The organism is Clostridium cibarium, assembly GCF_014836335.1.
GTDB classification, from domain to species: Bacteria; Bacillota; Clostridia; order Clostridiales; family Clostridiaceae; genus Clostridium; species Clostridium cibarium.
In genome coordinates this window covers 83,728-104,570 of record NZ_JACSRA010000004.1, presented here as the reverse complement: position 1 = coordinate 104,570, position 20,843 = coordinate 83,728, and the positions used below count along the sequence as shown (strand labels likewise).

Here is a 20,843-nt window from a genome sequence, read left to right as displayed (position 1 = left end):
ATAACAAAAGTCACGAATCCTCTCTATATTATTATAAAGAAATTCGTGGCTTACTATTCCTATTTTTTCTACAGAAAAAAAAGGCAATTTACTGCCCTTTTATTGTTCTTTCTGCTCTTCTTGCTCCTTTAAAGCATCTTTTCTAGAAAGATTAATTCTACCTTGGCTATCTATTTCAGTTACTTTAACTAAAATTTCATCACCAACCGAAACAACGTCTTCAACCTTGTTCACTCTTTCAAAAGCAAGCTTAGAAATATGAACTAAACCTTCTTTATTTGGAAGTATCTCAACAAATGCTCCAAATGTAGTTATCTTAGTAACTTTACCTAAGTATACTTCTCCAGCTTTAACTTCTTTAGTTAAACCTTCTATTATCTTTATTGCTGCATTTACTCCATCATGATCAGGTGATGATACAAATACTGTTCCATCTTCCTTAATATCAATCTTAACTCCAGTATCAGCAATTATTTTATTTATAACTTTACCACCTGCTCCGATTACATCTCTAATCTTTTCAGGATCAATTTGCATTGTACAAGTCTTTGGTGCAAATTTAGAAACTTCTTCTCTTGGACCTGAAATACAAGCATTCATTTTATCTAATATGAATAATCTTGCCTTTCTAGCATTTCTTATTGCTGTTTCCACTACATAAAAACTTAATCCTTTAAGTTTTGTATCAACTTGAATTGAAGTGATACCTTCTGTTGTACCAGCTACCTTAAAATCCATATCTCCAAAGAAATCTTCTATACCCTGAATGTCTGTTAACACTTCTTCTTGAGATAAATCTTTAGAAGTAATTAATCCCATAGCAATACCTGCTGCTGGTCTCTTTATCGGTACACCTGCATCTAATAATGCTAATGTAGAACCACAAACGGAGGCTTGAGATGTTGATCCATTAGAACTTAATACTTCTGAAACTAACCTTATTGTATAAGGGAATTCTTCTTCTGAAGGTATTAATGGTTCAAGTGCTCTTTCTGCTAATGCTCCATGTCCAATTTCACGTCTTCCTGGGCCTCTTAGTGGCTTAACTTCGCCAACACTATATCCTGGAAAATTATAATGATGCATATATCTCTTTGTTGTTTCTGACTCATCAATTCCATCTAAAATTTGTACTTCACTAATTGATCCAAGTGTTGCTACAGTCATTACTTGAGTTAATCCTCTGTTAAATAGCCCAGTACCATGAGTTCTTGGAAGTATACCTACTTCACAACTTATTGGTCTTATTTGATCAAAAGCTCTTCCATCAGGTCTTCTCTTATCATTAAGAAGCATGTTTCTAACTACTTCTTTCTGCATAGTATAAAGAACCTCATTTATATCTGCCTCTTTACCTTCATACTTTTCACCAAATTCAGCCTTAACTTTTTCATTAACAGCATCAACAGCTGCATTTCTTTCGTCTTTATCAGTAATATACATTGCTTCTTTTACCATTTCAGTAGCAAATGCTCTTATATCTTTTTCTACTTCTTCATCTACAGTATATAAGTCAGGTACAACCTTTGTTTTACCTATCTTCTCCATAGCCTCTTCTTGAAAATCAACTATACCTTGACACGCATCAAATCCATATTTAATAGCCTTAATCATAGTATCCTCGTCAATTTCATCTCCGCCAGCTTCTATCATCATTACTTTTTCTCGAGTAGCACATACTGTTAAATGAAGACTTGATTTCTCCCTTTCATCTGCATTAGGATTTATTATCAAATTACCATCTATAAGCCCAACTTGAACTGCAGCTACTGGTATTGTAAATGGAATAGTAGATAAGCATAATGCCATCGATGCAGCATTAATTGCCAATATTTCTGGCATATTATCTTTTTCTACTGAAACTACTGTAGTAACAACTTGAACATCATTTCTATATCCTTTTGGAAATAAAGGTCTTATTGTTCTATCTACTGCCCTACCATTTAATATTGCTTTATTTGAAGGTCTTCCCTCTCTCTTAATAAAACCACCTGGTATTTTACCTACTGCATATAATCTTTCTTCATATTCAACACTTAATGGAAAGAAATCTATCCCTTCCCTAGGTTCTTCTGATGCATTAACATTAGTTAATATTACTGTATCCCCATAACTCATGAAAATTGCTGCATTTGATAACATGCCAACCTTACCAAATTCAACTTTCATTTCTCTTCCAGCAACTGTTGTGCTTAACACATTGCCCATTATAGGACCTCCCTTCAATTTTAAATTTACATATTTTTCTTGAAACTTTAAAATAATAGAGCGGATCTAGCCCGCTCTAAAGATTATCTTCTTAAACCTAATTTTTTGATAATAGCTCTGTATCTTTCGATATCTTGTTCTTGTAAGTAATTTAGAAGACCTCTTCTTTGTCCAACCATCATTAATAGACCTCTTCTTGAGTGGTGGTCTTTCTTATGAACCTTTAAGTGTCCAGTTAATTGGCTAATTCTTTCAGAAAGTAAAGCTATTTGAACTTCTGGTGAACCAGTATCCCCTTCGCTTCTTCCAAATTCTTTAACAATTTCTAATTTTCTTGCCTTATCCATGCGTATGCACCTCCAAAAATTATCCCCTTAGTTCCAAGTAAGAAGATGGCACCTTCAAACATAGGACTAGGTTCCTACTGGTCATTATAACAAAACATATTATAATTGTAAATCATTTTTCAATATTTACATGTTTTTTTGTTTTTCTGCAAAGATTTTATCTTTATTTAGCTGATCCTTTAATTCATTTATTGAATTAAATTTGCTATTATCCCTTATTCTTTCTATGAAACAAACTTTTATTTCTTCTCCATAAATATCTCCATCGAAATCAAGAATAAAAGTTTCTACAGTTATAGTCTTCCCATTAACAGTTGGATTATTCCCTATAGAAGTAATTCCTTTATATTTTTTATTTTTCAATATTACATTTGTATAATACACACCTTCTTTAGGCAGTAATGCAGCTTCCGAATAGCCTAAGTTTGCAGTTGGAAATCCTATAGTCCTTCCGATTTGTCTTCCATATATAACTTTTCCTCTTAAAAAGTATTCTCTAGTTAACATTTTATTAGCTTTCTCTAAATTACCTTTTAAAATTTCGTCTCTAATTCTAGTACTGCTTACAACTTCTTCTTCAAACTTGCACGGCTCCATTACATGAAGTTCCAAATCATATTTATGTGATAACTTCTGTAAAAGTTCAACATCGCCTGTATTCTTATAACCAAATCTATAATTAAACCCAACCACTATACCTTTTATATTAAATTTATCTATAAGAAATTTTATAAACTCTTCAGGTGTGTTTTTCATAAATTCTTCTGTAAACTGTTGAAAATAAACTAAATCAACATTCTTCTCTTTCAGAATTTCTTCTTTACTCAAATTATCCAATAATAGTTTTGGAGTAGATTTTGACTTTACTAAAGTTCTTGGATGATTTTTAAAAGTATAAACTATACCTTTACCTTTATTATCCTTAGCTAAATCTACTAACTTCCTAATTAACGTAAGATGACCTTTGTGAAGCCCATCAAAACTTCCTAATGCAATATAACTTATATTTCTATTTTCTCTTAAAATATTATTATTTTTATATACCATTTTATTAACCCCTAACTAGATTAAAAGCTTCTCTATCTTAAAGCCAAACTCATCTTGTTTGCCCAGTCCAATAAATACTTTTTCTTCATCGTATACTCTGTAAAGTTGACCTATTTTAGGTTTTAAATCAAGACTTCTCTTATCTCCAACTTTTACTCCGTTAATAAATAGCTTAGTGTATCCCTTATTTATATTAATCTTAGGGTAGCTCTTCAAAGCTTCTTCTAATGTTATTATAAATTCACCAACATTATTTTCTTCTATTTCATCAATATTTACACTTTCTTCTTCAGTGAAAATAGAAGTCTTAGTCCTTTTTAATTCTGTCATAGTAGCTCCAACTCCAAGCTTTTCACCTATATCATAACATAGACTTCTTATATATGTTCCCTTAGAGCATGTAACATCCATTGATATGTATGGATTTGAAATATATATATTTTTTATATCATATATGTTTATATTTCTTCCTTCTCGCTCAACTTCAATGCCTTGTCTCGCAAGATTATATAATCTTATTCCATCTTTTTTTAATGCTGAATACATAGGTGGAACTTGTAGATATTCTCCTTTGAAACTATTAATCACATCAAGAATTTCTTCATTTCTTAACTTAGATGAATCTTTTTCTTCTACAACTTCACCTTCTAAATCATAAGTTGTTGTTTTTACCCCCAACTTAAATTTAACATAATAACTTTTTTCAGCGGTCATTATATAATCAATTATTTTAGTTGCTTTTCCCAAGCAAACAGGTAATACTCCTGTTGCCTCAGGATCTAACGTTCCAGTATGTCCAACTTTCTTTTCTTTAGATGCTTTCTTTATTATTCTTACAACATCAAATGATGACATTCCTCTATTTTTAAATACATTAATTACACCATTCATATTTTTATCTCTTTTTCTATTTCGTTAATTATTCTATTTTTTGCTTCATCTATGGACATATCACTTATTTTAAACCCTGAAGCTTTTATATGACCACCACCACCAAAAATTTCCGCTATCTTTCTAACATCAATCTCATTCTTTGACCTTAAACTTCCTTTAACTCCATCTTCTGCTTCTTTTAAAACTAATGCAACTTCAACACCCTCTATGTTTAAAACCATATTAATTATATCCGAAGTATCTACATTAGTCATTCCAAATGATTCAAGAACTTTCATACTTAATGCTATTACAGAAACTTTCTTATCAACTAAAAGTTCCAGATTATTTAGAGCTTCTCCAATTAATTTAACTTTATTGTAAGGCTTATTTCCAAACAATTCATTGTGAATCTTATCATTTTTCACTCCACAACCTATTAATTCTCCAGCTATATTAAAAGTTCTTTTAGTCACATTTGAATGTCTATAAGAGCCCGTATCTGTAATTAAAGAAGTATAAAGACATGAACCTATTTTTTGAAATACTTCACTTATGCAATTAAATTCAAAATTAAACGCCTTAAGAAGCAAATACACAATCTCAGCAGTAGCAGCTGCTGTTGGATCAACATAATTATAATCACCATAATTATCATTCGAAATATGATGATCTATATTAATCATAGTCCCTTCATAACCTTCTAAATCAGCACAAATTCTCTCTTTGTTTCCACAATCTAAGACTATAACCAAATCAGTATCTTTAACTGGTTCAGCAGTTTTCCCATCAATTTCATTGCCTAAAGAAAGGAAAGAGAGGTTATCTTCAATAACTTCTCTTGATATTACATAAACATCTTTCCCCATTTCCCTAAGTCCATTTAAAAGTCCTAAAGTACTCCCAATGGCATCCCCATCTGGAGATGTATGAAATGTCAATCCTATTTTATTTGACTCTAATATAATCTTTGATATTTCCTTAAGAGTCATATCTATCTATTTCCTTTAGTCTGTTCAATTAAACTATCTATCTTCATACCATAGTCTATTGAATCATCAAGTTCAAAAATAATTTGTGGGCTGTGTCTTAGATTTATTCTTTGTGCTATTTCACGTCTAACAAAACCTGCTGCACTTTTTAGTGCCTCTAGATTATTACTCTTTTCTTCTTCATCCTTTGCAAAAATACTTACATATACCTTTGCATATCTTAAATCTTTAGTTACTTTAACTGCAGTTACTGAAATCATCGCAGTTAATCTAGTATCTTTTATTTCATTACGAATTAAGTTACTTATTTCTCTTTTAACTTCTTCGTTTATTCTTCCGCCTCTATAGTTAGGCATTTATATCACCTCTTTAAAGCTCTTTTCTCTTAATTGCTTCAATTTCAAAAGATTCGATTATATCGCCTTCTTTTAAGTCATTAAATTTTTCAATGCTTAATCCACATTCATATCCAGCCGCTGCTTCCTTTACATCATCCTTAAATCTCTTTAATGAAGCTAATTTTCCTTCTAGAATTACTATGCCATCTCTTATAACTCTAGCTTCTGAATTTCTCTTAACTTTACCATCAAGAACATAACACCCAGCTATTGTACCAACATTTGATATCTTATAAGTTTCCCTAACTTCTGCCTTCCCTAAAACAACTTCCTTATATTCAGGTTCAAGCATACCTATCATCGCTGATTTAACATCATCTATTGCATCATATATTATTCTATATGTCTTAATATCTACGCCATCTCTTTCCGCTGCTACTGTGGCATTAGTATCAGGTCTAACATTAAATCCTATAACAATTGCATTAGATGCAGTTGCAAGAGTAGTATCAGTTTCTGTTATAGCTCCAACACCGCTGTGAATTACTCTAACTTTTACATCATCTGTAGATAACTTTTCAAGTGATTGTCTTATTGCTTCCGCGGAACCTTGAACATCAGCTTTTACTATAATTGCAAGTTCCTTAACTGTACCTTCTTTAATTTGATTGTATAAATCCTCCAACGAAACTCTATGGAAGTTATCACTCTTAATCTTATCTTTTCTACTTTCAGCCATAGCTCTTGCAGTTTTTTCATCTTTAACTTCATTAAATCTATCTCCAGCAGCTGGCACTTCTGAAAGACCAAGAACTTCAACTGGAATTGAAGGACCTGCTGATTTAATTTTCTTTCCTTCATCATCAAACATAGCTCTTATTCTACCATATGTTGTACCTACTAAAATTGAATCTCCAACTCTTAAAGTACCACTTTGAACAAGTAATGATGCTACAGAACCTCTACCTTTATCAAGTTTTGCTTCAATAACTGTCCCTTTAGCTTTTCTATCAGGGTTAGCCTTTAATTCTAACATTTCAGCTGTTAAAAGAACCATTTCTAATAATTGATCTATATTTTGTCCTGCCTTTGCTGAAACTGGTACACAAATTGTATCTCCACCCCAATCCTCAGCAACCAATCCATATTCAGTTAATTCTTGCTTAACTTTATCTATATTAGCATTTGGTCTATCAATCTTATTTATTGCTACAACCATTGGTACCCCAGCTGCTTTACAGTGACTTATAGCTTCCTTTGTTTGAGGCATTATTCCATCATCTGCTGCAACTACTAATATAACTACATCAGTGATTTGTGCTCCTCTTGCTCTCATAGCTGTAAACGCTTCATGTCCTGGAGTATCTAAAAATGTAATTTTTTCTCCCTTAACATTAACTGTATAAGCACCTATATGTTGCGTAATACCACCTGCTTCAGTATCAGTAACTTTTGCTTTTCTTATTGCATCTAATAATGAAGTTTTACCATGATCAACATGCCCCATAACTGTTATTATTGGTGGTCTTTTTGTAAGGTTTTCTTCTTTTTCTGTTTCAAGATTTAATGATTCTAGTTCTGAAGTTTCTTCTTTCTTCTCGCAAATTATTTCGTATTTTTCACAAACTTTAGCAGCTGTTTCATAATCTATTTCTTGATTCATTGCCGCCATTACTCCAATGAACATTAATGTTTTAATAACATCTGCATATTGTTTTTGAAGTAAATCTGCTAGTTCTTTTACAGTTATAGTTTCCCCTATTTCTAAAATAGTGTTCTCTGCAAATTCCTGTTCTGCTCTAGCCTTTTCTTCTGCAATTTGTTTCTTAGTCTTTTTCTTCTTCTTATTTCCCTTGTTTACTTCTTCCGCTAGGATATCTTCATATTCATCTACCAAACTCTTCTTATCTCCGTTTTTCTTTAATGTTGCATCTTTATCTTCTTTGTTATCTGAACCAGTTAATAATTCTTTTATTAGTTCTGCATCTTCGTCTTCAATTACGCTCATATGATTTTTAACTTCTACATTAAATTCTTCCATTAATAATGTGATTAATTCCTTTGAACTTATATTCAATTCCTTGGCTAATTCATATACTCTAATTTTTGACATAAAGTCACCCCCGTATTAATTCATATATTTTCCTCCTCGTAAAGAGCTAACAATTTTTTTGCCATATTTTCATCAGTTAAAGCTATAATTTTAATTTCTGGCCTTCCTATAGCTTCCCCTAAATCCTCTTTTGAGAAATCTTCAATATATGGTATATTATTTATTTTACAATGATTTACAAATTTTCTTCTTGAAGAAACTGATGCATCTTTAGAGATTATAAATAAGTATAACTTTCTTCTATTTCTCTCTTCATTGCATTTACTGTATCCTTCTAAGATATTTTTTGACCTCTTTGCTAATCCTAAAAAATTAAAAAACTTATTCATTTTCAATTTCTTCCTTTAGCTTATTAAATATATTTTCATCGATTGAAACATCCAAATTTCTACTAAGTCTCTTTGTTTTTACAGCCTTTTCAAAACATTCAGCACTTTTGCAAATATATGCTCCTCGACCTGATTTCTTCCCTGTCAAGTCTACACTTACTTCACCTTCTGGACTTTTAACAACTCTTATAAGTTCCTTCTTAGGTTTCATTTCCATACAACCTGTGCACATTCTTAATGGAATTTTTTTAGCCTTCATAAAAACACCTCTATTCTGCTGAATCCAAAGTATTATCTTCTTCTGATTCTTTCGATTCTTCCAACGCTTCTATTTGGCTTTTACTTTTTATATCTATCTTCCAATTTGTCAATTTAGCAGCAAGTCTTACATTTTGGCCTTCCTTACCTATTGCTAAAGATAATTGATTATCATCTACAACAACTTTTGCCGTTTTATCCTCTTCATTAACCTCTACACTTAAAACCTTTGCTGGACTTAATGAGTTAGCAATAAATTCTTCTGGCGACTTGCTCCATTTAATTATATCTATTTTTTCATTTTTTAATTCTGAAACAATTTTTTGAACTCTTATACCTTTAGGTCCAACACATGCTCCCATAGGATCAACTGATTCATCATTAGAATGTACTGCGAGCTTGCTTCTTGATCCTGCTTCTCTTGAAATACTCTTAACTTCAACAACTCCATTATATATTTCTGGGACTTCAAGTTCAAACAATCTCTTTACAAGTCCTGGATGTGTTCTTGAAACATGTATTAAAGCTCCCTTTGAACCGTTCTTAACTTCCACTATATATAATTTTAATTTTTCATTGAAGTTATACTCTTCATTTGGCATTTGTTCATTAGGTCCTATAACTCCTTCGAGCTTTCCAAGGTTAACAAACACATTTCCCTTGTCTTTTCTAAGTATTGTTCCAGTAATAATATCGTATTCCATTTCTTTATATTCATTATAAACGATATTTCTTTCAGCTTCTTTCATTCTTTGAGTTACAACTTGTTTTGCAAGCTGAGCAGCTACTCTACCAAAGTTTCTTGGCGTTACTTCTAACTCAACGATATCATCAACTTCATACTTAGGACTAATTTCCTTTGCATCTTCAATTGAAATTTCTGTTACATCATCGTATACCTCATCGCATACAACCTTTTGAGAATAAACATTAATTTCTCCTGACTCTCTATTTATACTTACTCTAACATTTTGAGCAGACGTATTGGGATTTGCATAATTTTTTTTGTATGCTGCCACCATAGCATCTTCAATAGTAGTAAATATTAAATCTTCACTAATCCCCTTTTCTTTAACAATTTCTCTTAGAGCACCTATAAACTCTTCGTTCATTTTTATATCCTCCTTATTATATTTCCCCATCTATATTTGCGTGTTTTATCTTATTTCTAGGTATTGCTAGTTCTTCTTCACTTAATATAGTGATAGATTCCTCATCAATTTCTTTTAATACACCTTTAATACTCTTTTTACCATTTATTGCACTTGTTAAACTTATTAAAACTTCTTTTCCAACAGATTTTTTTAAATGATCATCAGTATATAACTCTCTATTTAATCCAGGTGATGATACTTCTAAATAATAGGCATCTTGAATTGGATCTTCAACATCTAGCATATCACTGACTCTTCTTGATAGTGTTTCACAATCTGTAAGAGAAATGCCTTCTGGTTTATCTATATATATTCTTAAGTAAAATTCTCCATTTTCTTTTATATATTCAACATGATATAATTCATAATTTAGTTCATCAGCAATAGGCTTTACTAAAACTTTAATTTTTTCTGCTAAGGTATCTTTATTCATTTGCATAACCTCCTTTTCAATATTCAATTTTATTTTAGATTATTATTCCCCAAATTGATTAGTAATATATTTAACCTAATCAAAAACGCAACTATTAAAGTAGTTGCGTTACAAATAGAAAGAGCGGGTTTCACCTTCCCACTCCAAAATTCTAGCTATTTGAGATAATCTTCTATTACAAGAATATCACATCTTAATAAATAATACAAGTGTAAGTAAAAATTATTAATTGATTTAAAATAATGAAATGGAATAAACAAAGACCTATTAAAATTAAAAATCTTAATAGGTCTAATTAAACACTTCTTTTATAACAAATCAATTTCTTTCATTAATTCAGAAATCAACTCTTCTTCTTTTACTTTTTTTATTACTTGACCCTTTTTAAATATTATACCTTCTCCTTTTCCACCTGCAATTCCAATGTCAGCTTCCCTAGCCTCTCCTGGACCATTTACCACGCATCCCATTACAGCTACCTTTATATCCTTATTAATACTCTCAAGCTTTTCCTCAACAGCATTTGCAATTCCAATCAAATCAATTTGAGTTCTTCCACAAGTAGGGCATGAAACAAATTCCAGTCCACCCTTTCTAAGTCCTAAGGCTCTAAGTATTTCCCTTGCCACTTTAATTTCTTCAACTGGATCACTAGTTAGCGATACTCTTATTGTATCTCCTATTCCTTCTGCAAGCAAAGTTCCTATACCAACGCTTGATTTTATAGCACCTTTATCCTTAGTTCCCGATTCAGTTACACCCAAATGAAGCGGGTAATCACATTTTTCACTTATTAATCTATATGCCTCTATCATCATCTTAACATCTGAAGATTTAATAGAAATCACTATGTCATAAAATTTTAAGTCCTCCAAAATTTTCACATGTCTCAATGCGCTTTCCACCAGCCCATTAGCTGTAGGTTTTCCATCTCTCTCCAAGATATCTTTTTCTAAAGAACCTGAATTAACTCCTATTCTAATTGGTATTTTCTTTTCTTTAGCTTTTTCAGCAACTAATCTTACACGATCTTTATTGCCAATATTACCTGGATTTATCCTTAATGCAGAAACCCCATTCTCTATAGATTTTAGTGCTAATCTATAATCAAAATGAATATCCGCAACCACTGGAATAGGTGATTCTTTTATAATATATTTTAACGCATCAGCTGCCTCCATATCAGGAATCGCACATCTTATAATTTGACATCCTGCGTTATAAAGAGTTCTAATCTGCTTTAATGTTTCCTCAACATTTCTAGTATCTGTATTTGTCATAGATTGAATTGTAATTTCAGAGTTTCCTCCAATACTTACATCACCAACCTTTACTAACCTAGTTATTTTTCTATTCATATTTTTCACCTCTATTACTTAATTGGGAATAGTATATCCTTAACAGTTACAACTAACATTAACCCAAATAAGAAAACAACTCCAACTGTATTTAGCACATTTACAACTTTTGTCGGAACTTTTCTTCTTGTTATTAGCTCTATCAATATAAGAATAGAATTTCCCCCATCAAGAACTGGAAGTGGTAACAGGTTGAAAATTCCAACTCCTATAGACATAATTGCTACTAGCCTTACTAAAGCCCACACACCAGCTTCTGCAGCTCCTGAAGCGACTTGAACTATGCTAACAGGACCACCAATGTCTGTTTTAAAATTACCTTTTCCTGATGCAAGCTTTACTATAGCCTTATAATTTTGTGTTATTAATGATCTTGTTTCGTTAAAACTATGTTTAATTATTTGAGTTAGATTTGGATTTTCAACAATATTAAATCCCACACCTATGAAAAATTGTAATTTTTCTTTATCAAATTTAGGCGTTAATATAGTCTCCATTAAGCTTCCATTTCTTTCATATTGCAAAGTTACAGGACTACCTTTTATGCCATCCGGTATTTTATCTATACTTAGCTTATTATCATCACCTTTATAGTCGTTATTTTCCACAATCCCTTTTAATGCTTCGCTCTGGGATTGAGCTAAATCTATACTAATGTCATCTGCTGTATAGATATTACTCCCATTTATCTTAGTTACCTTATCACCGGATTGAATTCCAGCCTCCATAGCTGCACTATTTTCACTTATTTGACCTAAGCTTGTTTCCGCATATCCAAAATTAGAATAAATTGTACCAAATAAAAATATAGCTAAAACTATATTCATTAATGGTCCTGCTATTATTATAGATAATCTTTGAAGCGGTTTCTTCGATATAAATTTTCTTTCCACATCTTCTTCTATTTTACCTTCGCCATCATCTTCTTCATCCTCAGTCATACCATACATTTGAACATATCCTCCAACTGGTAATAGAGATATTGAATATTCCGTTTCTTTCCCTTTATGCGATATTATTTTAGGTCCAAATCCTATCGAAAATTCAAAAACCTTTACTCCATTAATCTTTGCCATAATAAAATGTCCTAACTCATGTACTATAATTATAGCACCTAAACCTAAAACAGCTAAAATATAATTCAAAATTCTTCCTCCTAACCTTTTTTGTTTATAACATATTTTCTTACTTTTTCATCCAATTCTATTATATTATCTATTGTTATATCATTGTGGGTATATTCCTCAAATATCGTCATAGCATCTTCAATTATATCTGCTATATCTAAAAACTTAATTTTCTTGTTTAAAAATAAAGAAACTGCCACTTCATTAGCTCCATTTAAAACGGTAGGCATTAAACCTCCTTTTTTCCCAGCATCAAAAGCAAGTCTTAAACATTTGAATGTATCAATATCAGGTTTTTCAAATGTAAGACTAGTAATTTCATAAAAATCAATTTCCTTTGCTACCTTTTCTTTTCTCTTAGGATAATTAAGAGCATATTGTATTGGTAATCTCATATCTGGAGAACCAATCTGAGCTATAATACTTGCATCTCTATACTCCACCATAGAATGAATTATGCTTTGAGGATGAACTAAAACCTGAATACTTTCGTAATTACAATCAAAAAGCCAATGTGCTTCAATAACTTCAAGTCCTTTATTCATCAAGGTAGCTGAATCTATCGTTATTTTACTCCCCATACTCCAATTCGGGTGATTTAATGCCTCCTCTAAAGTTACATTCTTAATAAAGTCCTTTGATTTACCTCTAAAAGGCCCTCCAGATGCAGTCAATATAATCTTTTTTAAATCTTTAATTTCATTACCTTGCAAGGCTTGAAAAATTGCTCCATGTTCTGAATCTACCGGTAGTATTCTAACTCCCTCTTCCCTTGCTTTTCTCATGACTAGCTCTCCAGCTACAACCAAGGTTTCTTTATTAGCTAAAGCTATATCCTTCTTTGCTTCTATAGCTGCTATTGTAGGCTTCAACCCTATCATACCAACAACAGATGTCACTACTATGTCAATCTCATCTAACGTTGATATCTTTATCAATCCTTCCATTCCGCTATAAACTTGCACCTTAAAATTATTTTCCAAACAAAATTCCTTTATTTTAATAGCACTATCTGCATCCATCATTCCTATATATTTAGGATTAAATTCCTTTATTATTTCCTTCATTTTATCTACTGATGAATTAGCCGTAACTCCTATTAGTTTAAAATCATCATTTGAGTTTCTCACAACATCAAGGGTTTGTGTTCCGATTGACCCTGTTGCTCCTAAAATTGAAATTCCTTTCATAACTTTCCTCCTAATGTTAAACTACTCCTTATTATAAATAACTTCTTTAGCTAGCATTCCATAAATTGGCCCCACTATAATACCTAACAATCCAAATAACTTTACTCCTATATAAACTGACAATAATACTAATAATGGATGTAGTTCTAACTTATCGCTTAAAAATTTAGCCTCTAAAATTTCTCTTACTACTTGAATTAGCAAATATAAAAATACTAATCCAAAAGCTATTAAGTAATCTTTTACTATAATATTGTATATTATTATAGGAATAAATACAATTATAGTTCCCACATATGGTAATATATCTAATATACCACATATAATGCCCATGAATAATGGTTTTGGGATCCTTAAAATCGTAAAACCAACTATTACAGAAATCGTAGAAATAATTACTAAAGTTACCTGAATCAAAAGCATTTCTTTTATACTGTTTTTCTGATCTTTAAATTTGTTTATTATAGTTCTTGGCAATATACTACAAAGTAAATTTCCTATTTTCTTACTATCTAATAAAATAAAAAAAGTAGATATATTCCCAATAAAATAAGATAATATAACCTCCCCAGTATTTACTGCACTTGCTTTAATAAAGTCCTTATCAAAAATTGTGATTATCTTCTTACCAATTTCGTTATCTCCTTTCAAAATCTGCCCGAAATAATTTATAACACCTTCAATTCTACTTATATTTTCATTATATAATTTAGCTATTGTTGAATAAATTGAATTACCTAGATAAAAAATTGTAAGAAAAATTATTATATTAATTACAAGTATACTTGTAGCTGCTGAAATTTTATTTGGAACAGAAAATTTATTTAACAATTCATATAATGGTCTTGAAAGTATAGAAAGGATAACCATTGTAATAAATGGTCTAAAATAATATTTTATAGCCAATGTTATTAATGTTATTACTAAAAATAAAATTACTAGCTTTATAAGTGTTCCATATTCTTTTTTTAGCTCCATAACTTCCTCCACTTAACTATTATGTTAAAATATATGCATAACTTGAAAGTTTTACATTATATTTATGTAAATAAAAAACACTATATAAAAGAAAAATTTATTTTCTCTTAATATAGTGTTTTTAATTTAACTACTTAATTCCTAAAATGAAAGTTAAATAATAAAATACAACAGCTGCTGAAAATAGGATAGAATCAAACCTATCTAAAATCCCGCCATGACCTGGAATTAGATTGCTATAATCTTTTATTCCAACATATCTCTTTATAGAAGATGCAACCAAATCTCCAAATGTACTAAATCCACCACAAAGCGCACCAATAATAAAGAAATGATATAAAGGGACTTGAACTATGTAACATCTTACGAACATTCCAAAAAATCCACAAAAAATTGTAGCTCCAAGCAATCCACCAATTAATCCTTCAACAGTCTTCTTAGGACTAACTTTAGGACATAACTTAGTTTTTCCAAAACGTCTTCCAGCATAATATGCTGTAGTATCAGCCATCCAAGATCCGATAAATATTAGCCAGACATAAAACATTCCTCCATCTTTTATGTTAACCAAATATATAAAACTAAAGAATATACCAACATATATAAATCCTAGTATCGTAAGTGCTACATCAATAAAAGTATGTTTTAAATTAATTACAGGTATAATCAATAGTAAAAAAGTTCCTAATATTATTAAATGCATTAACGTCTGAAAATTATGATTAAATAAATAATATGCTACTAAAAGTACATATCCAATTAATCCAATAGGATTAAATTTTTGCTCTTTTAATGCTTTATAAAATTCATATAATCCTAAAACTGATAATGCAAAAGTAAATATCTCTAAAGACAATCCTCCAACAAAAACAAAAAGAATAAAGGGAGCAATCATTAAAGCCCCTAAATATCTATTATCAGATTTCAAATTATTCACCTCAATCTACTTAATTCCACCAAACCGTCTGTCCCTATTTTGAAAATCATAAATTGCCATTCTTAAATCCTTCTCCGTAAAATCAGGCCAATTTATATTTGAATACCAAAATTCAGAATATGCACATTGCCATAACAAGAAATTACTTAACCTTTGCTCACCTGAAGGTCTTATTATAATATCTGGATCTGGCATGTTGGCAGTATATAAATATTTTTCTATCGTTCTTCCATCTATATCATCAATTGCTATTTCCCCTTTTTCTACAGCAGCTGCAACTTCTTTAGTTGCTCGTATAATTTCATCTCTTCCCCCATAATTTAAAGCAAAATTCATAACTATTCCTGTATTATTTTTAGTTCTTTCCTTTGCTCTTTTAATCTCATCAATACATTCTCTTGGGAGCCTAGATAAATCTCCTAGAACATTGATTAGAACTCCATTAGCATCCAGTTCACCAATTTCTTGTCTTAAATACTGAACCAAAAGTTTCATCAAAGCACTTACTTCTTCCTTAGGCCTCTTCCAATTTTCTGTTGAAAAAGCGTAAAAAGTCATATATTTTACGCCTAGCTTATCTCCTTCTTTAATGACTCTTCTAATAGTTTCAACCCCTGCTTTATGCCCCATTGCTCTTGGAAGGTTCTTTGCCTTAGCCCATCTTCCGTTTCCATCCATTATAATAGCTATATGTTCTGGAATCCTATTCATATCTATTTCAATTCTATTATTATCATGTGAATTTACTTTTCTATCACTTTTAAAAAAGTTTAACAAGATAAGCACCTCCAAAAGTAAATTTAAGAAAACCTGCTAAAAGAGCAGGTTTTCTTATTAGCTCTATATTGACATTATCTCTTTTTCCTTAGCGGTAATAATAGCGTCAACTTCTTTTACATATGAGTCGGTAATCTTCTGAACATCATCTTCGCCTTTTTTAACTTCATCTTCAGATATATCACCATTTTTTTTCATTCCCTTAATCTTTTCATTAGCATCTCTTCTTATTGACCTTATTGCAACTTTAGCTTCTTCACCAGTTTTCTTAACATTTTTCACTAGGTTCTTTCTTGTTTCTTCTGTTAATTCTGGTATTATCAATCTAATGACAGAACCATCATTTGAAGGATTAAGTCCTAAATCCGACTTCAATATAGCCTTTTCAATATCCTTTAATATTGTTTTTTCCCAAGGCGTAATCATTAAAACTCTTGGTTCTGGAGCTGATACGTTAGCCACTTGAGTTAATGGACACGGACTACCATAATAATCTACTTGAATTCTATCAAGCATTGTTGGATTAGCTCTTCCTGCTTTCATAGTTTGTAAATCACCTTTTAAAACAGAAATAGTCTTTTTCATCTTTTCTTCAGAATTTTTAATTACATCTTTTATCATAAAAACCCTCCTACTATTTAGTTACTAATGTTCCAAGTTTTTCGCCTAAAATTGCTCTCTTAATATTTTTTGGATCATCAAGTCCAAATACTAATATTGGAATATTATTATCCATACATAATGAAGTAGCAGTTGAATCCATAACCTGCAATCCTTGATCTAATACATCTATATATGATAATGTATCATATTTTTTTGCATCATCATACTTATGTGGATCTTTATCGTAAACTCCATCTACTTTTTTAGCTAAAAGTATAACATCAGCCTCTATTTCAGCTGCTCTTAATGCGGCTGTAGTATCAGTTGAGAAATAAGGATTTCCTGTTCCTGCTGCAAATATTACAACTCTTCCCTTTTCAAGATGTCTCATGGCTCTTCTTCTAATAAAAGGTTCAGCAATTTCCTTCATCTCGATAGCAGTTTGTACTCTTGTCATAACTCCAACTTGTTCTAATGAATCTTGTAAAGTTAAAGCATTAATACATGTGGCTAACATTCCCATGTAATCAGCAGTAGTTCTATCCATACCTTCACCACTTCTGCCTCTCCAAATGTTACCGCCACCAACAACAGCTCCAACTTCAACACCCATATCTACGATTTCTTTTATTTCTAGTGCTATCTTTTTAGCAACATTAAAATCTAATCCAAATCCATTTTCACCTGCTAACGCTTCTCCAGATAGTTTTAACATTACTCTCTTGTACTTACATTCAGCCATTTTTATACCTCCAATATGTTATGAATTATTATTCTTTAAAAAAAGAGAACACTGAGTGTTCTCTTTGGTTTTATTTACCCATTTGCTTAGCAACTTCAGCAGCAAAGTCTTCTTCGATTTTTTCGATTCCTTCGCCTCTTTCGAATCTTACAAAGCTATTAATTGTTATTGGAGAACCAACTTCTTTAGCCTTTTCTTCAACAAACTTAGTTATTGTCTTATCGCCATCTTTAACCCATAATTGTTCTAAAAGACAAACTTCCTTGTAGTACTTTTGAATTCTTCCCATAACCATTTTGTCAACGATTTTTTCAGGTTTTCCTTCATTAAGAGCTTGAACTCTATAGATTTCTTTTTCTTTTTCTAGTGCTTCATTATCAACATCATTCTTGCTTAAGAATAATGGATTTGCAGCAGCTACTTGCATACATATTTCTTTAGCAACTTCAGCTAAAACTGGAGATTCAGTTTCACATCCTAATTCAACTACAACACCAATTCTTCCGCCACCATGAATATAAGTTTGAACAGCTCCCTTTTCTACTTGGAACTTCTTAAATCTTCTAACTGTCATATTTTCACCAAGTGTAGCTATTAATTCAGTTAAAGCTTCTTTAACAGTCTTTTCACCTTCATACTTTTCTTCTAAGAACTCTTCAACAGTTGCAACACTTGTTTCAGCAGCCATTTTAGCTAATCTGTCAGCAAAGCTTACAAATTGATCATTAGCAGCAACGAAGTCTGTTTCACAGTTAACTTCAACTATACCTGCTGTTTTATTATCATCTGTTATATAAGTTTTTACAAGACCTTCTGCAGCAACTCTTCCAGCCTTCTTAGCTGCAGCAGCTAATCCCTTTTCTCTTAAGAATTCTATTGCTTTATCTATATCTCCATTAGTTTCTGTTAAAGCCTTTTTGCAGTCCATCATTCCTGCGCCAGTTCTTTCTCTTAATTCCTTAACTGATTTTGCAGTTATCATATTTAATTCCTCCTTAATTTTGAAAGTAACCCTTACCATTTAGGGTAAAAGGTAAATGAAGTATACCTCACCTACCTTTTATTTAAAATACTATTCAGCTAGTTGTTCCCCTTGTCTTCCTTCAATGATTCCATCAGCCATTTTAGCAGTTATTAATTTAACAGCTCTTATAGCATCATCATTACCAGGTATTACATAATCAACTTCTTCTGGGTCACAGTTAGTGTCAACTATAGCAACTACAGGAATTCCTAAAATCTTAGCTTCTGAAATAGCATTCTTTTCCTTTCTTGGATCTACTACGAACATTGCTCCAACATTAGCAGCATCTAAGTTTCTTATTCCTCCAAGATTCTTTTCAAGTTTTTCTAATTCACCTTTAAGCTTTATAACTTCTTTCTTAGGTAAAACTTCAAAAGTTCCATCTTCTTGCATCTTTTCAATTTGTTCTAATCTCTTAATTCTAGTCTTTATTGTTTCAAAGTTAGTTAACATTCCACCTAACCATCTGTTATTAACAAAGTGCATGTTTGATCTTATTGCTTCTTCTTGAATAGCTTCTTGAGCTTGTTTCTTAGTTCCTACAAATAAGATATCTTTTCCTTCTATTGAAACTTCCTTAATAAAGTTGTAAGCTTCTTCTGCTTTCTTTACAGTCTTTTGAAGATCTATTATATAGATTCCATTTCTTTCTGTAAAAATGTAAGGAGCCATCTTAGGGTTCCATCTTCTTGTTTGATGTCCAAAATGAACACCAGCTTCTAATAATTGTTTCATTGATATTACTGACATTTTGTTACCTCCTGGTTTTCCCTCCACTATCGTCATTTTCGTTCATACACCTATATCATAGGCACCAAATAAACTCATTGGATAGTGTGTGTATTATTTTTTCCTTAGTAAGTATACCATAAGGTTTTTTCTCTATCAACAATATTTTATATATTTTTCTAACTTTATATTCATAAATACATTAATTGGCTAATTTTAGTAAGATAATAATAAAAAAACTTGCAATAAACTAAATTACTGCAAGTTCAATACCGTATTACAAATAATATGTATACTTTAAAATACTTATTTTATTTTTTTCAATTCTTCTAGCAATTTTTCATTTAGTATTTTAATATGAGTTCCCTTCATTCCTAATGACCTAGACTCAATTACTCCAGCACTTTCAAACTTTCTCAAAGCATTTACTATAACACTTCTCGTTATGCCAACTTTATCTGCAATCTTTGAAGCTACAAGGAGTCCTTCTTCTCCATCTAATTCATCAAAAATATGTTCCACTGCTTCTAGCTCTGAATAAGATAAAGTTCCTATGGCTAACTGTACAACAGCTTTTTTTCTTGTTTCTTCTTCGATTTCATCTTGTTTAGCTCTAAGCATTTCTATACCAACTATTGTTGCACTATATTCAACGATAACTTGATCTTCTTCAGTAAAAGGATTACCAAATCTAGCTAAAATTAAAGTACCTAACCTTTCTCTATTTCCAATTATTGGCACAATAGTAGAAAGCTTGTCTTCCATATTGCATTGACCCTCTCCTTCTAACACACACAATCCTCCGTTTGGAAGGTTTGATAATGTTTCTGACTTCTCCAAAAGCTTTTCATTATAGTCAGCGGGGAATCTTCTTTCGTCAACTACCTTTTTCTTCATAATCTCACATTCGAAATTCTTAGTAAAAGTGTATCCTAATATTTTTCCTTTCCTACTAGCAATGTATACATTACACTCTAAAACTTCACTTAAAACTTTGCATATGTCTTCAAAGACAACCGGCTCAGTTCCTGATTTCTGTAAAATCTTGTTTAACATTCGCGTTTTACTAAGTAATGATGGCATTAATAATCCTCCTTGTAATATAACCACATAGATCATCCGTAAGTTACTAATAATTAAAATAATTTAAATAATTTAAATATTCAAATTATTTATTAACTCTTCTAAGTTTACCACAGCACATATTTTATTACAACTATATTTTCACTACTTATATTTTACCCAACTTGTTTAATTATACCCATTATATTAATAATATTGCCTTT

The 20,843-nt window shown here is 31.0% G+C and carries 22 protein-coding genes; all 22 read right to left on the bottom strand.

Translation table 11 applies throughout. The features are described from left to right. Positions 1–99: 99 nt before the first annotated feature. A complete protein-coding gene (locus H9661_RS03705; protein WP_191767743.1) occupies positions 100–2,208 on the bottom strand; it encodes a polyribonucleotide nucleotidyltransferase in 2,109 nt (702 codons plus the stop codon). Between the two features lie 83 nt (positions 2,209–2,291). Continuing rightward, positions 2,292–2,555, bottom strand: coding sequence for a 30S ribosomal protein S15 (gene rpsO, locus H9661_RS03700; protein WP_143314913.1), 264 nt, complete (start codon positions 2,553–2,555; stop codon positions 2,292–2,294). Between the two features lie 126 nt (positions 2,556–2,681). Continuing rightward, entirely contained in the window at positions 2,682–3,602 is a 921-nt protein-coding gene (locus H9661_RS03695) for a bifunctional riboflavin kinase/FAD synthetase (RefSeq protein ID WP_143314912.1), read from the bottom strand. A gap of 15 nt (positions 3,603–3,617) precedes the next feature. Further along, entirely contained in the window at positions 3,618–4,493 is an 876-nt protein-coding gene (gene truB, locus H9661_RS03690) for a tRNA pseudouridine(55) synthase TruB (RefSeq protein WP_143314911.1), read from the bottom strand. After that, a complete protein-coding gene (locus H9661_RS03685) occupies positions 4,490–5,467 on the bottom strand; it encodes a DHH family phosphoesterase (RefSeq protein ID WP_191767742.1) in 978 nt (325 codons plus the stop codon). Before H9661_RS03685 ends, truB begins: the two co-directional genes overlap by 4 nt. Positions 5,468–5,469: 2 nt before the next feature. Beyond that, on the bottom strand, positions 5,470–5,823 hold the full coding sequence (gene rbfA / locus H9661_RS03680) for a 30S ribosome-binding factor RbfA (RefSeq protein ID WP_143314909.1): 354 nt from the start codon (positions 5,821–5,823) through the stop codon (positions 5,470–5,472). Positions 5,824–5,836: 13 nt separating this feature from the next. Beyond that, positions 5,837–7,918 (bottom strand): translation initiation factor IF-2, encoded by a 2,082-nt coding sequence (gene infB, locus H9661_RS03675; protein ID WP_143314908.1) that lies wholly within the window; start codon positions 7,916–7,918, stop codon positions 5,837–5,839. Between the two features lie 20 nt (positions 7,919–7,938). Next, positions 7,939–8,247, bottom strand: a complete 309-nt coding sequence (locus tag H9661_RS03670) for a ribosomal L7Ae/L30e/S12e/Gadd45 family protein (protein ID WP_143314907.1) — start codon at positions 8,245–8,247, stop codon at positions 7,939–7,941. Further along, positions 8,240–8,506, bottom strand: coding sequence for an RNase P modulator RnpM (gene rnpM / locus H9661_RS03665; protein ID WP_143314906.1), 267 nt, complete (start codon positions 8,504–8,506; stop codon positions 8,240–8,242). Before rnpM ends, H9661_RS03670 begins: the two co-directional genes overlap by 8 nt. 10 nt (positions 8,507–8,516) lie before the next feature. Continuing rightward, entirely contained in the window at positions 8,517–9,617 is a 1,101-nt protein-coding gene (nusA, locus tag H9661_RS03660) for a transcription termination factor NusA (protein WP_143314905.1), read from the bottom strand. 16 nt (positions 9,618–9,633) lie between these two features. Then, positions 9,634–10,092: a ribosome maturation factor RimP gene (rimP, locus tag H9661_RS03655; protein ID WP_143314904.1), complete on the bottom strand. Its 459-nt coding sequence runs from the start codon at positions 10,090–10,092 to the stop codon at positions 9,634–9,636. A gap of 308 nt (positions 10,093–10,400) precedes the next feature. Continuing rightward, entirely contained in the window at positions 10,401–11,450 is a 1,050-nt protein-coding gene (gene ispG / locus H9661_RS03650; protein WP_143314903.1) for a flavodoxin-dependent (E)-4-hydroxy-3-methylbut-2-enyl-diphosphate synthase, read from the bottom strand. Positions 11,451–11,464: 14 nt separating this feature from the next. Next, entirely contained in the window at positions 11,465–12,595 is a 1,131-nt protein-coding gene (gene rseP / locus H9661_RS03645) for an RIP metalloprotease RseP (RefSeq protein ID WP_191767741.1), read from the bottom strand. A gap of 11 nt (positions 12,596–12,606) precedes the next feature. Next, positions 12,607–13,767 carry a 1-deoxy-D-xylulose-5-phosphate reductoisomerase gene (locus H9661_RS03640; RefSeq protein WP_191767740.1) on the bottom strand — a complete coding sequence of 387 codons (1,161 nt, stop codon included), beginning with the start codon at positions 13,765–13,767 and terminating at the stop codon, positions 12,607–12,609. A gap of 21 nt (positions 13,768–13,788) precedes the next feature. Beyond that, positions 13,789–14,745, bottom strand: coding sequence for an AI-2E family transporter (locus tag H9661_RS03635; RefSeq protein WP_191767739.1), 957 nt, complete (start codon positions 14,743–14,745; stop codon positions 13,789–13,791). Between the two features lie 130 nt (positions 14,746–14,875). Beyond that, on the bottom strand, positions 14,876–15,673 hold the full coding sequence (locus H9661_RS03630) for a phosphatidate cytidylyltransferase (protein WP_191767738.1): 798 nt from the start codon (positions 15,671–15,673) through the stop codon (positions 14,876–14,878). A 15-nt stretch (positions 15,674–15,688) separates the two neighbouring features. Further along, positions 15,689–16,459 carry an isoprenyl transferase gene (locus H9661_RS03625; protein ID WP_191767737.1) on the bottom strand — a complete coding sequence of 257 codons (771 nt, stop codon included), beginning with the start codon at positions 16,457–16,459 and terminating at the stop codon, positions 15,689–15,691. A 63-nt stretch (positions 16,460–16,522) separates the two neighbouring features. Next, on the bottom strand, positions 16,523–17,080 hold the full coding sequence (gene frr, locus H9661_RS03620; protein WP_143314897.1) for a ribosome recycling factor: 558 nt from the start codon (positions 17,078–17,080) through the stop codon (positions 16,523–16,525). A 13-nt stretch (positions 17,081–17,093) separates the two neighbouring features. Next, positions 17,094–17,804 carry a UMP kinase gene (gene pyrH, locus H9661_RS03615; RefSeq protein WP_143314896.1) on the bottom strand — a complete coding sequence of 237 codons (711 nt, stop codon included), beginning with the start codon at positions 17,802–17,804 and terminating at the stop codon, positions 17,094–17,096. Positions 17,805–17,874: 70 nt separating this feature from the next. Further along, positions 17,875–18,786 (bottom strand): translation elongation factor Ts, encoded by a 912-nt coding sequence (gene tsf / locus H9661_RS03610; protein ID WP_143314895.1) that lies wholly within the window; start codon positions 18,784–18,786, stop codon positions 17,875–17,877. A gap of 90 nt (positions 18,787–18,876) precedes the next feature. Further along, positions 18,877–19,578, bottom strand: a complete 702-nt coding sequence (gene rpsB, locus H9661_RS03605; protein ID WP_143314894.1) for a 30S ribosomal protein S2 — start codon at positions 19,576–19,578, stop codon at positions 18,877–18,879. Positions 19,579–19,863: 285 nt separating this feature from the next. Further along, on the bottom strand, positions 19,864–20,640 hold the full coding sequence (gene codY / locus H9661_RS03600; protein ID WP_143314893.1) for a GTP-sensing pleiotropic transcriptional regulator CodY: 777 nt from the start codon (positions 20,638–20,640) through the stop codon (positions 19,864–19,866). Positions 20,641–20,843: the final 203 nt, after the last annotated feature.